This is a genomic window from Actinoallomurus iriomotensis (assembly GCF_030269445.1).
GTDB classification, from domain to species: domain Bacteria; phylum Actinomycetota; class Actinomycetes; order Streptosporangiales; family Streptosporangiaceae; genus Actinoallomurus; species Actinoallomurus iriomotensis.
This window is the reverse complement of the sequence record NZ_BSTJ01000002.1, coordinates 69,122-83,227: the sequence shown is the minus strand read 5'-3', so window position 1 is coordinate 83,227 and position 14,106 is coordinate 69,122. Positions and strand designations below refer to the sequence as shown.

General features: G+C 70.4%; 13 protein-coding genes. 6 read left to right on the top strand and 7 right to left on the bottom strand.

Going from position 1 to position 14,106, the window contains the following annotated elements; all coding sequences use genetic code 11:
* The first annotated feature begins 21 nt into the window (after positions 1-21).
* Both QSK37_RS09215 and QSK37_RS09210 read left to right on the top strand, forming a co-directional pair.
* The gene (locus QSK37_RS09215; protein ID WP_285619004.1) at positions 22-795 is read left to right on the top strand and encodes a CPBP family intramembrane glutamic endopeptidase; all 774 of its coding nucleotides are present in this window, start codon (positions 22-24) and stop codon (positions 793-795) included.
* Between the two features lie 92 nt (positions 796-887).
* A complete protein-coding gene (locus QSK37_RS09210; protein ID WP_285619003.1) occupies positions 888-1,826 on the top strand; it encodes a Ppx/GppA family phosphatase in 939 nt (312 codons plus the stop codon).
* Positions 1,827-2,025: 199 nt separating this feature from the next.
* Here QSK37_RS09210 and QSK37_RS09205 read toward each other — a convergent pair whose 3' ends face one another.
* Both QSK37_RS09205 and QSK37_RS09200 read right to left on the bottom strand, forming a co-directional pair.
* Positions 2,026-2,184: a hypothetical protein gene (locus tag QSK37_RS09205; RefSeq protein ID WP_285581379.1), complete on the bottom strand. Its 159-nt coding sequence runs from the start codon at positions 2,182-2,184 to the stop codon at positions 2,026-2,028.
* Positions 2,185-2,403: 219 nt separating this feature from the next.
* Entirely contained in the window at positions 2,404-3,702 is a 1,299-nt protein-coding gene (locus QSK37_RS09200) for a tetratricopeptide repeat protein (protein ID WP_285619002.1), read from the bottom strand.
* Between the two features lie 502 nt (positions 3,703-4,204).
* Here QSK37_RS09200 and trxA point away from each other — a divergent pair.
* Entirely contained in the window at positions 4,205-4,561 is a 357-nt protein-coding gene (gene trxA, locus QSK37_RS09195; protein WP_285581382.1) for a thioredoxin, read from the top strand.
* Between the two features lie 4 nt (positions 4,562-4,565).
* Here the strand turns inward: trxA and QSK37_RS09190 are convergent, their stop codons facing one another.
* Entirely contained in the window at positions 4,566-5,570 is a 1,005-nt protein-coding gene (locus tag QSK37_RS09190; RefSeq protein ID WP_285619001.1) for a sodium:calcium antiporter, read from the bottom strand.
* Positions 5,571-6,072: 502 nt separating this feature from the next.
* Between QSK37_RS09190 and thrS the strand changes: the two genes are divergently transcribed.
* On the top strand, positions 6,073-8,034 hold the full coding sequence (gene thrS, locus QSK37_RS09185; RefSeq protein WP_285619000.1) for a threonine--tRNA ligase: 1,962 nt from the start codon (positions 6,073-6,075) through the stop codon (positions 8,032-8,034).
* 73 nt (positions 8,035-8,107) lie between these two features.
* On the opposite strand, the gene QSK37_RS09180 is transcribed toward thrS, so the two are convergent.
* Together QSK37_RS09180 and mraY are read right to left on the bottom strand one after the other, a co-directional pair.
* Positions 8,108-8,641 (bottom strand): Asp23/Gls24 family envelope stress response protein, encoded by a 534-nt coding sequence (locus tag QSK37_RS09180; RefSeq protein ID WP_285618999.1) that lies wholly within the window; start codon positions 8,639-8,641, stop codon positions 8,108-8,110.
* 108 nt (positions 8,642-8,749) lie between these two features.
* Positions 8,750-9,817 carry a phospho-N-acetylmuramoyl-pentapeptide-transferase gene (mraY, locus tag QSK37_RS09175; RefSeq protein ID WP_285618998.1) on the bottom strand — a complete coding sequence of 356 codons (1,068 nt, stop codon included), beginning with the start codon at positions 9,815-9,817 and terminating at the stop codon, positions 8,750-8,752.
* Positions 9,818-10,005: 188 nt separating this feature from the next.
* On the opposite strand from mraY, the gene QSK37_RS09170 reads away from it, so the two are divergent.
* Complete coding sequence (locus tag QSK37_RS09170) at positions 10,006-10,557, top strand: HIT family protein (protein ID WP_285618997.1); 552 nt, start codon at positions 10,006-10,008, stop codon at positions 10,555-10,557.
* 16 nt (positions 10,558-10,573) lie between these two features.
* The gene (locus QSK37_RS09165; RefSeq protein ID WP_285581391.1) at positions 10,574-10,969 is read left to right on the top strand and encodes a thiol-disulfide oxidoreductase DCC family protein; all 396 of its coding nucleotides are present in this window, start codon (positions 10,574-10,576) and stop codon (positions 10,967-10,969) included.
* 10 nt (positions 10,970-10,979) lie between these two features.
* On the opposite strand, the gene QSK37_RS09160 is transcribed toward QSK37_RS09165, so the two are convergent.
* Together QSK37_RS09160 and QSK37_RS09155 are read right to left on the bottom strand one after the other, a co-directional pair.
* Entirely contained in the window at positions 10,980-11,831 is an 852-nt protein-coding gene (locus QSK37_RS09160) for a polysaccharide deacetylase family protein (RefSeq protein WP_285618993.1), read from the bottom strand.
* Positions 11,832-11,955: 124 nt separating this feature from the next.
* Positions 11,956-14,097, bottom strand: coding sequence for an elongation factor G-like protein EF-G2 (locus tag QSK37_RS09155; RefSeq protein WP_285618991.1), 2,142 nt, complete (start codon positions 14,095-14,097; stop codon positions 11,956-11,958).
* Positions 14,098-14,106 lie beyond the last annotated feature (9 nt).

Here is a 14,106-nt window from a genome sequence, read left to right as displayed (position 1 = left end):
TCCCGGCGTCCGGTGGACCGCGTGACGCTGGCCCCGGAGGCGCCCGTGGTGAGCCGGCGGCTGCTCACCGCCGAGATCTGGGTGGTCTTCGCCCTCTCGCTCGGGGCCAGCGGCGTCAGCGCGCTGTTGCAGCTCATCGCCTCCCTCACGGCGCCCAAGCCGCTGGCCCGCCAGAAGGCGCTGCTGGTCGGCTCCCTCGCGCCCGGCCGCCCCTGGATCGACCTCGCCTTCCAGCTGTTCAACATCGCCGTCGCGGTGGCGCCCGTGGCCCTCGTGGCGTACCTGCTGGTGCGCTCGGGGGAGTCGCTCGCCACTCTCGGCGTCGACCGGCGCCGGCCGGCGCAGGACGCCGTGCGCGGCGCCGCGCTGGCCGCGGTGATCGGCGGCGGCGGGCTGGCGCTGTACCTGATCGCCTACCACTCCGGCGCGAACCTCACCGTCGTGCCCGCGCAGCTGCCGCCGGTGTGGTGGCGCGTTCCCGTGCTCCTGCTGGCCGCCGCGCAGAACGGCGTGCTGGAGGAGGTGCTGGTCGCCGGTTACCTGCTGCACCGGCTCTCCCAGCTCGGCTGGCGGCCGGGTCGCGCCCTGACGGTCAGCGCGCTGCTGCGCGGCTCGTACCACCTGTACCAGGGCTTCGGCGGCTTCGCCGGCAACGTGGTGATGGGTGTGATCTTCGGCCGGCTCTACCAGCGCTGGGGCCGTGCGACGCCGCTGATCGTCGCGCACACGCTCATCGACGGCGTGACGTTCGTCGGATACACGCTCCTGCACGGGCACGTGTCCTGGCTGCCGTGACCGGCGACGCGAGCGGGTGGCACGGCGACATCTGCCGAAAAGTGCGCTCGGTTGCTGAAAAGGACGCTGGGTGAACCGATAGCTTCTAACTTATGAGACTCGGTGTCCTCGATGTGGGCTCCAATACCGTGCACCTGCTGGTCGTGGACGCACACCAGGGCGCGGCGCCGTTGCCGGCCTTCTCACATAAGAACGAACTGCGGCTCGCCGCGCACCTGGACGACGGCGACCGGCTGTCCGAGGCGGGCGCCCACCGGTTGCGCGCGTTCGTCGACGACGCTCTCCGCGTCGCCGAGGACAAGGGCGTCGAGGAGGTCGTCGCCTTCGCCACCTCGGCGATCCGCGAGGCGGTGAACGGCGAGGAGGTCCTCGGCGACATCCGCGACCACAGCGGCATCGACATCCCGGTGCTGTCGGGGGAGGACGAGGCGCGGCTGACGTTCCTGGCCGCGCGCCGCTGGTTCGGCTGGTCGTCCGGGCGGCTGCTGGTCCTGGACATCGGCGGCGGCTCCCTGGAGATCGCCTCCGGCGCCGACGAGGAGCCCGACGCGGCCGTGTCCCTGCCGCTGGGCGCCGGCCGCCTGACTCGCGACTGGTTCACCGCCGATCCGCCGCCGCCCGAAGAGGTGCGCCAGCTCCGCAAGCACGTCCGTACGACGATCGCCCGCGAGGTCGGTGGTGTGGTCCGGTACGGCGCGCCCGACCACGCCGTGGCGACCTCCAAGACGTTCCGCCAGCTCTCCCGCATCGCCGGCGCGGCCCCCTCCAACCAGGGGCCTCTCGTCCGCCGCGTGCTGTCCCACCACCAGGTCACCGACTGGGCCGAACGGCTGCCGTCCATGACCGCGGCCGAACGCGCGGAGCTCCCGGGCGTCTCCCAGGGCCGCGCCCCGCAGCTCCCGGCCGGCGCGATCGTGGCGGACGCCGCGATGGACCTCCTGGGCGTCGCCGAGGCCGCCGTCTGCCCGTGGGCGCTGCGCGAAGGTGTGATCCTGCGCCGCCTGGACCTGCTGCCCCAGGAGCGTTCCTAGCTGTACTGACCATGGACGTGGCGTGCACTGGTCTTCTCGCCCGGGTCAGCGGCCGGGCGGCCTTTCGTCATGGCCTCCGTGCCGGTGTGACCAGGTGCTTCACCGGATGGGCCGAATTCGGGTAAGGGACCGGTTCACCGGCGTGGTCAGTGCCACCGGTCAGGAGCGGGGCCCGTCGATGGGCCCCGCCTGAGGTCGGTCAGTGGTGGCGGACGACGTGGTGGACCACGCGGTGGTGGACGACGACGTGGTGGTGGACGACGTGGTGGTGGGAGTGGCCGCAGGCCGAGAGTCCCAGAAGTGCCGGCACCAGTGCCATGCCCGCCACGGTCGCCTTACGAAGCCGCTTGACCTTCACGTTGCCCTCCGATTTCAGGCTTTTCTCAGCGTCTATCCAGAAAGTCTGGATGAGCGTACAAGATCAGAGACGCAACGCGCGGACGCGCGGTTCCATGGAGGACACCGCGCGTCCGGGTTCTGTGCGTCGGGCGAGCCGTCAGCGGCCTCATCGAAGATCCGTGCGGTCACGAGCTCCTTACGGTGAGGGAAGAACGGGCGAAGGTCGATGGTGACGTCCTCACAGGTCCATGCAGGACAGGGCGCGCTGGAAGGCGGCCTTCTGGCCGTCGGGCCGCCCGGCCGCGCCCAGCAGCTCGGCCAGGCCGAACCACGCACGAGCCGCCGGACGATGCGCGTCCATCTTCTCCAGGTACTCCCCGGCCTGTGAGAGGGCCATCACGGCCTCCTCACGCTGTCCCAGGCGCTCGTACGCCTCGCCCAGGGCGATGTAGGCGTTCGCGGTCGTGATGCCGCCGGGGCTCTCCAGGAGGTCGAGCGCGCGGCGCGCCAGCGCCGCCGCCTCCTCCGGGCGGCCGAGCAGGAGCTCGGCGCGGGCCTGGACGGTGAAGTTCAGGCTCAGGTCGACCGTGCTGGCGGAGCTGGCGTCCAGGCCGCGCTCGGCCTTGAGCAGCACCTCCTTGGCCTCTTCCGCGCGCTCGGGGTGCGCGTCGAGCAGGAAGATCGCGTAGGCGTTGCGGATCCGGCTGAGGTTACGCGGGTCGTCCTCCTCGCCGAGCAGCGCCATGGCGCGTTCGGCGAGCCGGAGCGCGTGGTCGTACTCGCCGCGGGACTCGGCGACGAAGCCCGCGTTCCAGTACGCCGCCATGAGCGCCTTCGGACTGCCGATCGCCTCGGCCCGGTCGATGAGGCTCTGCGCGAACTGGTTGGCGTACGCCAGGTCCCCGCGGAGGATGTACGCGGCGAGAACGGTGGCGCCGAGCATCACCATCGAGTCGGACCACTGGCCGGTCGTGTCGGACAGGCTCCGCAGCGCGGCCTCGCCGACATCGATGGCGATGGCGAAGTCGCCGCGCTCACGGTGGCAGCGGCTCAGCGCGATGTGCAGCTCGGCCCACGGGTCGGGGTCGGAGTGCGGCGAGATCAGCTCGGCGGCCCGGTTGAGCTCGACGATCGCCTCGTCCAGGTCACCCGTCGCCTCCAGCGCGAGGGCGTGCCCCCAGCGCGCCTCGTGCGCGAGGGCGGGCAGGTCGGCGAGCGCCGGGTGGGTGAGCACCTCGGCGAAGCACGCGCGAGCCTCCTCGGTGGCGCCGTTCTCCAGGGCGATCTTGGCGTACCGAAGAGTTTCCTGCAGCCCGGTCATCGCCTCCTCGGTGACCCCCGTCGTCAGGTAGGCCGCGGAGCAGTCGAGCTTGCGGGCCAGGAGAGCCACCATGCTGGGCGCCGGAGTCCGCTTGCCGCTTTCAATGAGTGACACATAGCTGTCGGAGAGTTCCGGCCACGCGAGCTGCGCCTGCGACATGTTCCTTCGCAGCCGCAGGTTACGGATCCGTTCGCCCAGCGATTCTTGACTTGGCATCCCGCCCGCCTCTACAAGAAAGTGACAGAACAACACGAAAGGATAGAAAAGAATGTCACACCTGCGCAGGGGCCTGGCCCTGATCCTGCTCGCGCTAGTTGGCTGGCTTGTCGCCTTTGGAGCCGCCGGCGCCGTCTCAGCCTCGGCCTCCACCGACACTCCCGCATCGACCAAGAGCAGCTCCTCCATGTGCTGCTGACCTGCTGATCAGCCAAAAGGCCGGCAGACATGTAGCAACGGGTGGTGCGATTCGCGCCCGGTCGGAGCAGGTCCATCGGCGACCCGCGAGAGCCGAACCCTGTGTCCCGGGCAGCTTCGGAACAGGCCGGCGGTGGCCTAGAGTGGCCGCGGCCAGCCGTCTCCCGTCGCGACGTCCGATGGCATGTGGGGTGTCTGCCGGCCCGCGCCGTGGCCCCGGCGGAATGAGCCGGGCGCACGGGCTGTTCTCGCATGTGCGGCACGCGTCGGGTGCCGCACCGTTACGAGCCGAGGAGCTGACGAGATGGCCACGACCACACTGACCGCCGCGAACTTTGACAAGACGGCGGCCGGCGAGGGCATCGTGCTGGTCGATTTCTGGGCGAGCTGGTGCGGCCCGTGCCGGATGTTCGCGCCCGTCTACGAGAAGGCGGCCGAAACGCACGAGGACATCGTCTTCGGCAAGGTCGACACCGAGGCCGAGCAGGACCTGGCCGCGCGGTTCGACATCACCTCGATCCCCACGATCATGGCGATCCGCGACGGCGTCATCGTCTTCGCCCAGCCGGGCGCGCTGCCCGAGCCGGCCCTGGAGAACCTGATCGAGCAGGTGCGCGCCCTCGACATGGACGACGTGCGCAGCCGCCTCGCCAAATCCTGAACGCTCAGACCAGGATCGGGATCAGGCAGGCCGCGAACACCCCGTAGAAGGCCGCCGCCCACGTGAGCGTACGGCCGGTGAAGCGGCCCGTGTTCAGCGCGACCAGCAAGAAAAGTATCGCGATGATCGTGACGACCCCGGACAGCAGCAGCGGGCCGTCGAAGCGCCAGCGCGTGAACAGGATGCCCAGCCCGGAGGGGACGGTCGCCTGGATCATCATCGCGCCGCTGATGTTCGCCAGGGCGAGGTGGGTCTTGCCCTGGCGGACCCAGATGATGGCGTTCATGATCTCGGGCAGCTCGGTGGCGATCGGAGAGAGCAGCAGCGCGGTCACCGCCGCGGGCAGGCCGATCATCGGCCCGATCGCCTCCAGTGCGTGCACGAACAGCTGCGAGGCCACGAAGATGATCACCAGGGTGACGAGGGCCTGGGTGACGACCGCCCAGGTGGCCGGCGTCGCGCGGCGCCGCTGCAGGCGCAGCGGCTCGAGGTCGACCACGTCGTCCCCGCCGCCGGGCTCCGCGCGCAGCTCGCGCCAGAAGTAGACGCCGTACGCGGCGAAGAAGAGCAGCCCGAGCGCGGGCTTGAACGCGAAGGTGACCAGCCCGAGCGCCACCTTGACCACGAAGATCGTCAGGAACCAGCGCTGGTCACGGGCCAGCTTCCGCGTGTCGCCGACGTCCTCGCCGCGTGCGGCGTTCGTTTCCGCGGAGGCCACCTTGCGGCGGCGGGTCAGGAGCATGAAGCCCGTCACCCCGTACGCCGCCGTGGCGAGGGCCAGCGGGCCGCCCATGGCCGCCCCGACCCCGATGTCCTTCTGCTCGGACCCGGAACCGAAGACGACCGCCACGAACGTGACGACGCTCTCGGGCAGGGCGGTCCCGAAGGCCGCCAGCACCGTGCCGACCGCGAGCGGGCCGACCTTCAGGCGCAGTCCCAGCCACTCGACCGCGTTGACGAACCACTCGCAGGAAAGGTAGATCGCGACCGCACACGCAAGGAGGGTCACCACGTGCAGCATGAGAATCCCATCGATCATGTTGCCGTGAGACGAGAAAGAGACCCCGGCCCACGGCGACAGACGTCACCCATTGGCCGAAGGTCTCGTCCACCCCAGAGGGGCCCGGGCACCGGGAGCGAGTGCTCCAGTATGTCGATGGCCGGCGAGCGGGACTACTCCCCTTCGCGACACTCAGCTTACCGCCCGATACCGGTCACGTGCACGAACCCGGCGCGGGACTCCTTTTACCCGGGCGCGCGGCGCCCGGATCGGTTAACCTGGGCACATGCCAGGCGTGCAGGTGACGACGACGCCGGGGACTCCCCGGCGCATCGCTCGCGCGCACTGACCGACGCGACGACGAGGCCCCGGGAGCGATCCCGGGGCCTCGTCGCGTCCCGTGGCCGCTCCCGCCGACAGGAGGAAGTTGACCATGGAGCACGACGCGTCCCACGCCGGCGCACAGTCGGTAGCATTCGATGTCGATATCACTGACCATCGAGGAGATCCCGTGTCTGAACTGCGCATCACCCTCGGCGGAGACGAGCGTGTGGTGGCGGCAGGCACCACTGCGGGTGAGGCGCTCGAGGCCGACGGCCGCACCGTCATCGCGGCCCGCGTGGGCGGGCAGGCCCGCGACCTGGCGCACGTCCTCGCCGACGGCGACGTCGTCGAGCCCATCGAGATCGGCTCCGACGAGGGCCTCGCCATCGTCCGCCACTCGGCGGCGCACGTCATGGCCCAGGCCGTGCAGGAGCTGTTCCCCAAGGCCCGGCTGGGCATCGGCCCGCCGGTGGAGAACGGCTTCTACTACGACTTCGACGTCGAACAGCCGTTCCAGCCCGAGGACCTCAAGCGCATCGAGAAGCGCATGCGCGAGATCGTCAAGCAGGGCCAGGCCTTCTCCCGCCGGGCCGTCACCGACGACGGCGCCCGCGAGGAGCTCGCCGACGAGCCGTACAAGCTGGAGCTGATCGGCCTCAAGGGCAAGGCCGCCGACGAGGAGAGCGTCGAGGTCGGCGGGGGAGAGCTGACCATCTACGACAACCTCGACGCCAAGACCGGCGAGCTGTGCTGGAAGGACCTGTGTCGCGGCCCGCACCTGCCCAGCACCCGCGTGATCCCGGCGTTCAAGCTGATGCGCTCCGGCGGCGCGTACTGGCGCGGCAGCGAGAAGAACCCCCAGCTGCAGCGGATCTACGGCACCGCCTGGGAGTCGCGCGAACGGCAGGACGCCTACCTGAAGATGCTGGAGGAGGCCGAGAAGCGGGATCACCGCAGGCTCGGTGCCGAGCTCGACCTGTTCTCCTTCCCGAACGACATCGGCAGTGGTCTCGCGGTCTTCCACCCCAAGGGCGGCATCGTCCGCCGGGTCATGGAGGACTACTCCCGCCGGCGCCACGAGCAGGGCGGGTACGAGTTCGTCAACACCCCGCACATCACCAAGGGCGACCTGTTCAACACCTCGGGGCACCTCGGCTGGTACAAGGACGACATGTTCCCGCCGATGGAGCTCGACGGCGCGGAGTACTACCTCAAGCCGATGAACTGCCCGATGCACAACCTGATCTTCCGGGCGCGCGGGCGGTCCTACCGTGAGCTGCCGCTCCGGCTGTTCGAGTTCGGCACCGTGTACCGGTACGAGAAGTCCGGCGTCGTGCACGGGCTCACCCGCGTACGCGGCATGACCCAGGACGACTCCCACATCTACTGCACCAAGGAGCAGATGGTCGGGGAGCTGAAGAACCTCCTCACCTTCGTGCTCGACCTGCTGCGCGACTACGGCCTCAGCGAGTTCTTCCTGGAGCTGTCCACCCGCGACGAGTCGGAGAAGTTCATCGGGTCCCAGGAGGACTGGGACGAGGCCACCGCCGCGCTGCGGGAGGCCGCCGACGAGTCCGGGCTCGACCTGGTCGCCGACCCGGGCGGCGCGGCGTTCTACGGGCCGAAGATCTCCGTGCAGGCCAAGGACGCCATCGGCCGCACCTGGCAGCTGTCGACCATCCAGGTCGACTTCAACCAGCCGAAGCGCTTCGGCCTCGAGTACCAGGCCGCCGACGGCACCCGGCAGCAGCCGGTGATGATCCACCGGGCGCTGTTCGGCTCGATCGAGCGGTTCTTCGGCGTGCTGCTGGAGCACTACGCGGGCGCGCTGCCGCCCTGGCTGGCGCCGGTGCAGGTGGTGGGCATCCCGATCTCCGACGACCACGTGCCGCACCTGGAGCAGGTCGCCGCGCGGCTGCGCGAGCGCGGCATCCGGGTGGAGGTCGACACCTCCTCCGACCGGATGCAGAAGAAGATCCGCAACGCGCAGAAGCAGAAGGTCCCGTACATGCTGCTCGCGGGCGACGACGACGTGGCCAAGGGCGCGGTGTCGTTCCGCTACCGCAGCGGTGAGCAGAACAATGCCGTTCCCGTCGCCGACGCGATCGAAGAGATCGCCAAGGCCGTCGAGGAGCGCGTGCAGGTCTGAGCGACACCTGGCGGGCCGCGCCGTACGCGCGGCCCGCGGGCGACGGTTCCCAAGGGCGCGGGTCCGGGTGAGATCAGCCGATCGTGAGCCGCTGGTCGTCGTCCCCGGCCGGTTCGGCGGGTCTGGCCGCCGCCGGCATCCGTACGTCGTCGACGATCACGTTGACCTCGACCACCCGCAGGCCGAGCATCCGGTTGGTCTGGATGGCGACGTTCGTCTTGACCTGGCGGGCCACGTCCATGACCACGTGGCCGTACTCGATCACGATGGTCACCTCGATCGAGACCTCGCGCCCGTCGATCCGCGCCTTGACGCCCTGGTCGCCGCGCCGATGACCGATGCCAATGCGCTCGCGGACACTCTCCACGGCGCGTGCGACGTCGCCGCCTAGGTCGGCGACGCCCTCGACCTCGATCGCGGCCAGTCCGGCGACCTTCTCGACGACCTCGTCCTCGATGTCGATGCGTCCCTTTACCTGCGCGGCGAGCTGCGCCGGCGGCAGGCCGGGCGGAGGGTCCGTCACCAGGACGTTGACCTGCTCCTCGGCCTGAGCGGGGGCCTGCCCCTGCGCTGGAACTTCGGGAACCCCGTCAGCGAACACGGTCATGATGCCTCCCGTAGGTGGCCCCATCTTCGCCGACGCGACGCCCATTTGGCGTCAAAAGCCACATTCTTGGCGATCGTTCCGTACGGGCCGGGTCACCCGGACAGCCGGTCAAAGAGGGAACAGGAAGTGCGGGCTGTCCAGGTAGAAGAGGGCCAGGCCGGTGGCCACGCAGAGCGCCGAGACCAGCCAGAACCGCACCACGATGGTGGTCTCGGCCCAGCCGGAGAGCTCGAAGTGGTGCTGTAGCGGGGCCATCTTGAAGACGCGTCTCCTCGTCATCTTGAAGGAGCCGACCTGGACGATCACCGACAGGGTGATGATCACCGGCAGTCCGGCGAGGATGACCAGGAGCATCTCGGTCTGGGTGCTCAGGGCGAGGCCGACGATGACGCCGCCGAGCGCGAGCGACCCGGTGTCGCCCATGAAGACCTTGGCCGGCGGGGCGTTCCACCACAGGAAACCGATCAGGGCGCCGAGCGCCGCGGCGGCGACCACGGCGAGGTCGAGCGGGTCGCGGACCGTGTAGCAGTGGGGTTCGAGCGTGAGCTTGCAACTGCCACGGAGCTGCCGGTCGCTGATCAGGATGTACGCGCCGAGCACCATGCCCACCGCGCCGGCGGCGAGACCGTCCAGCCCATCGGTGAGGTTCACCGCGTTGGACGTGCCGGCGATCATGGCGAGCGCCCAGAGCACGAAGGGCAGGGAGCCGAGAGAGGGCCCGAAGTCGCGCAGGAACGACAGGTGAGTGGTGGCGGGGGTGATGGCGTACTCGTCGGGGAACCGCAGCGACAGCAGCGCGAAGACCACGCCGACGATGAGGATGCCGATCATCTTCGCGCCACTGCGCAGGCCCAGGCTGCGCTGCTTGAAGACCTTGATGTAGTCGTCGACGAAGCCGACCAGGCCGAGGCCCGCCATCAAGAACAGGACGAGCACGCCGGAGACGGTCGGCGGCGTGAGCGTGGCCAGGTGCGCGATCGCGTACCCGGCGAGCGCGGCGACGATCAACACGGTGCCGCCCATCGTGGGCGTGCCGCGTTTGCTGAGATGGGCCTGCGGGCCCTCCTCACGCACCATCTGGCCGTAACCGAGCCGGCGCACGACGCGAATCCAGACGGGCGTGGCCAGCAACCCGATGATCAGCGAAAGTGCCGAGGCCACGATGATGGTCCTCATGCGTCGTCATCCCTTCTGACCGGCGGGACCATCGCCCGCACCGTCCCGATCCCTGATCGACGGATCGTCCCATCCGCATGGGCGGGGCGCACCTTCCACGCCGGAACTCACCTCGTCGCCGGGTCGTTCCACGTTGGCCGGGTCACCCGGGCGGGGCGGGGCGGTCCGGGCGGTCCTATGCTTCTGGCATGACCGAGCCCAAGCCTGAGGAGCAGTTCGGCGTCGGGGACCCCGACCAGTTCCAGCGTCTGTGGACTCCCCACCGGATGGCGTACATCAAGGGAGAGAGCAAGCCCACCGGCTTGGGCCCGGACGACGGCTGCCCGTTCTGCGAGATCCCCAGGATGGACGACGAGGAGGGCCTGGTCGTCCGGCGCGGGGAGTACGCCTACGCGGTGCTCAACCTGTACCCGTACAACTCCGGGCATCTGCTCGTGTGCCCGTTCCGCCACGTGAGCGACTACACCGAACTCGACGAGGCCGAGACCGCGGAGCTGGCACTGCTCACCAAGCGGTCCCTGACCGCGCTGCGCAAGGCGAGCGGCGCGCACGGCTTCAACGTCGGCATGAACCTCGGCACCGTCGCGGGCGCCGGCATCGCCGCCCACCTCCACCAGCACGTCGTCCCCCGCTGGGGCGGCGACACCAACTTCATGCCGGTCATCGGCCAGACCCGCGTGCTGCCGCAGCTGCTCCGCGACACCCGCCAGATCATCGCGGACGCCTGGCCCCTGGACTGAGCGGGCAGCCCCCCTCATGCGCCCGATCCTGCTGTACGACGGCGACTGCGGCTTCTGCACGGCCTCGGCGCGGTTCATCGAGCGGCACATCCCGACGAAGGCGCGGATGAGCCCGTACCAGTCGGCGGACCTGGCGGCGCTCGGCACGACCGCCGAACGCGCGAGCGGCGAGGTGCTCTGGGCGGAGCCGGGCCGCGTACGCGGCGGCGCGCAGGCGATCGCGAGCCTCCTCATCGACGCGGGCGGTCTCTGGCGGCCGCTCGGCCTGCTGATCCGCGTGCCGCCGGTCCGCTGGATCGCCGCGGGCGTCTACCACCTCGTCACCGTCAACCGCTTCCGCCTGCCCGGCGGCACTCCCGCGTGCGGGCTGCCCCCGTCCGAACGCCCCGGGGCGGGCGGCCCGGCCGGCTGAGCGGCCCTGGTCAGGTCTTGGCGGCCCCGGTGCCCGCTGCGGCGAGCAGGTCGGGAACGGTGACGAACTCGAACCCCTTCGCCCGCAGGCCGCGGATCATCGCGGGCAGTCCGCGGATGGCGATCAGGCGGTCGCGGTGGCCGGTGTCGTGGGCGAGCAGGATGGTGCCGGGCTCGGTGTTGTCGACGATGTAGTCGATGAGGCGCCCGGGCGGGTGCCCGAGATACGACTCCCGCATCTTCAGCGACCACAGCACCACGTGGTAGCCGAGCGCGCCCGCGGCGCTCAGCGTGGTGCCGCCGATGTTGCCCATCGGGGGCCGCAGCAGTTCCGGCTCCTTGCCGGTGACCTCGGCGATCGTGGTGTGCGCCCGGTGCATCGCCCGGTACGCCTGCGGGTGGGTCATGCGGGTCAGGTCCTTGTGCGCCCAGGTGTGGTTGCCGACCGCGTGCCGGTCCATACGACCGTGGATCAGCCGCGCGTTCTCCTGCACACGCTGCCCGACGAGGAAGAACGTCGCGGGGATCCGCGCCTCGTCGAGAATGTCGTGCACCATCGGCGTCCAGTTCGGCATCGGCCCGTCGTCGAACGTCAGGGCCACCAGCCGCTGCGACGTGTCGACCGCCCAGGAGACGTCGACGTGGGCGGGGGAGGGGCGCCAGGGCCCGTCCGTCGGCACGCCGATCGCCGAGACGGGCGTTCCCGGCATCGCGTCGGCGTCGTCGAGTAACCCGCCCGCCGCGAGCCCGCCCATCGTGCCGGCCGCGCCCGCCGCCAGCCCCGCGATCGTCCCTGCTCCGGTCAGCGCCCGCAGCACCGACCGCCGCGAGCTCTTCGGCTCGACGGCCCCCGTATCGCCCATACAGGAGATGGTCGCAAACCGCTGGTTAACGCCGCGTCATCCGCGAGGACGAACGTGGGTCTGCCGTGAGGAGGAGACGCGCCGGCCCCGTGGCCCTCACGGAGGACACGGGGCCGGCCGCGGCTCACGAGTCGGCGATCACCTTGTCGGCGAGCTGCGACGGCAGCGGCTCGTACCGCAGGAACGTCCGGCTGAACGTGCCCGTGCCGTGCGACATGGACCGCAGGTCGATCGCGTACCGCGTGATCTCCAGCTGCGGCACCTCCGCCTTGATGAGGCAGCGGCCGCCCGCGACCGTCTCGCTGCCCAGCACGCGCCCGCGCCGCGACGACAGGTCCGACATCACCGCGCCGACGTAGTCGTCGGCCACGAGCACCGCGACCTCGTCCACCGGCTCGAGCAGCAGGACCTTCGCCTTGGCGGCGGCGTCCTTGAGGGCGAGCTGGCCCGCCGTCTGGAAGGCCATGTCGGAGGAGTCGACCGAGTGCGCCTTGCCGTCGTACAGGGTCACCTTGATGTCGACCATCGGGTATCCGGCCGAGACGCCGCGGTCCATCTGGATGCGCACGCCCTTCTCGACCGACGGGATGAACTGCCGCGGCACGACGCCGCCGACGATCTTGTCGGCGAACTCGAAGCCCGTGCCCGACGACAGTGGCTCCACCTCGATGTGGCAGATGGCGTACTGCCCGTGCCCGCCGCTCTGCTTGACGTGCCGGCCGAGGCCCTGGGCCGTGCCGCCGAACGTCTCGCGCAGCGGCACCCGCAGCGGCACGGTCTCGACCTCGACGCCGTAGCGGCTGCTCAGCCGGTCCAGCAGCACGTCGGCGTGGGCCTCGCCCATGTTCCACAGCACCAGCTGGCGGGTCTCGGAGTTGTTCTCCAGCCGCAGCGTCGGGTCCTCGGCCACGAGCCGCCCCAGCGCCTGGGACAGCTTGTCCTCATCGGCCTTCGACTTGGCCTGGATCGCCGTCGGCAGCAACGGGTCCGGCATCGACCACGGCGCCATCAGCAGCGGCTGCTCCTTGGCCGAGATCGTGTCGCCGGTCTCGGCGTGGGTGAGCTTGGCCACCGCGCAGATGTCGCCGGCCACGCAGGAGGAGACCGTGCGTTGCACCTTGCCGAGCGGCGAGGTCAGCGCGCCGACGCGTTCGTCGATGTCGTGGTCCTCGTGCCCGCGGTCCTCCATGCCGTGCCCGGAGACGTGGACCGTGGCGTCGGGCGTGAGCGTGCCGCTGAACACCCGGACCAGCGAGATCCGCCCGACGTACGGGTCGGAGGCCGTCTTGACCACCTCGGCCACGAGCGGCCCGTCGGCGTCGCAGGTCAGGGCGCCGGCCGGCGAGCCGTCGGTCGTGGTCACCTCCGGGATGCCGTGCTCCAGCGGCGACGGGAACGCCTGCGTGATCACCTCGAGCAGCTCCATCATGCCGATCACCGGGCCGGGGTGGTCGCCGTGGGGCACGGAGGCGGTGAGGACCGGGTAGAAACTGCCGCGCGCGACCGCCTTCTCCAGGTCCTCCACGAGCGCCTTGACGTCGATCTCCTCACCGGACAGGTAGCGGTCCATGAGGGTCTCGTCCTCGCTCTCCTGGATGATGCCCTCGATCAGCGCGCCGCGCTGCTCGGACAGGCGGTCCAGGAACTCCGCGTCGGGCTCGCGCTCGGTGCGGGTGCCGGAGGAGTAGTCGAGGCACTTCTGCGAGAGCAGTGCGATCAGGCCCGCCTCGCACGGGAAGTAACACGGCAGGACTCCCTCACCGAAGGCGTCCTGGCACTCGGTCAGCACCTCGTCGAAGTCGCCCCGCTGCTGGTCGATCTTGGTGATGACCACGGCGCGCGGCATGCCGACCGCGGCGCACTCCTCCCACAGGTTGCGCGTGACGCCGTCGATGCCGTCGACCGCCGAGACCACGAACAGCGCGGCGTCCGCGGCGCGCAGCCCGGCGCGCAGGTCGCCGACGAAGTCGGCGTAGCCGGGGGTGTCCAGCAGGTTGACCTTGATGCCCGCGTGCTCGAACGACGCCAGGGAGAGGTTCACCGAGCGCTGCTGGCGCATCTCCACTTCGTCGTAGTCACTGACCGTCGAGCCGTCCTCGACGCGACCGGGCCGCTGGATCGTACCGGTCGCAGCGAGCAGCGCCTCGACGAGAGTCGTCTTCCCCGCCCCGGAATGGCCGACCAACGCGATATTGCGTATCTTCTCGGGTTGGTCGACCGATGGTGCCCTGCCGGCGGCTCCTTGGGGACCAGCTTTATCCGCCACGCGCCCACC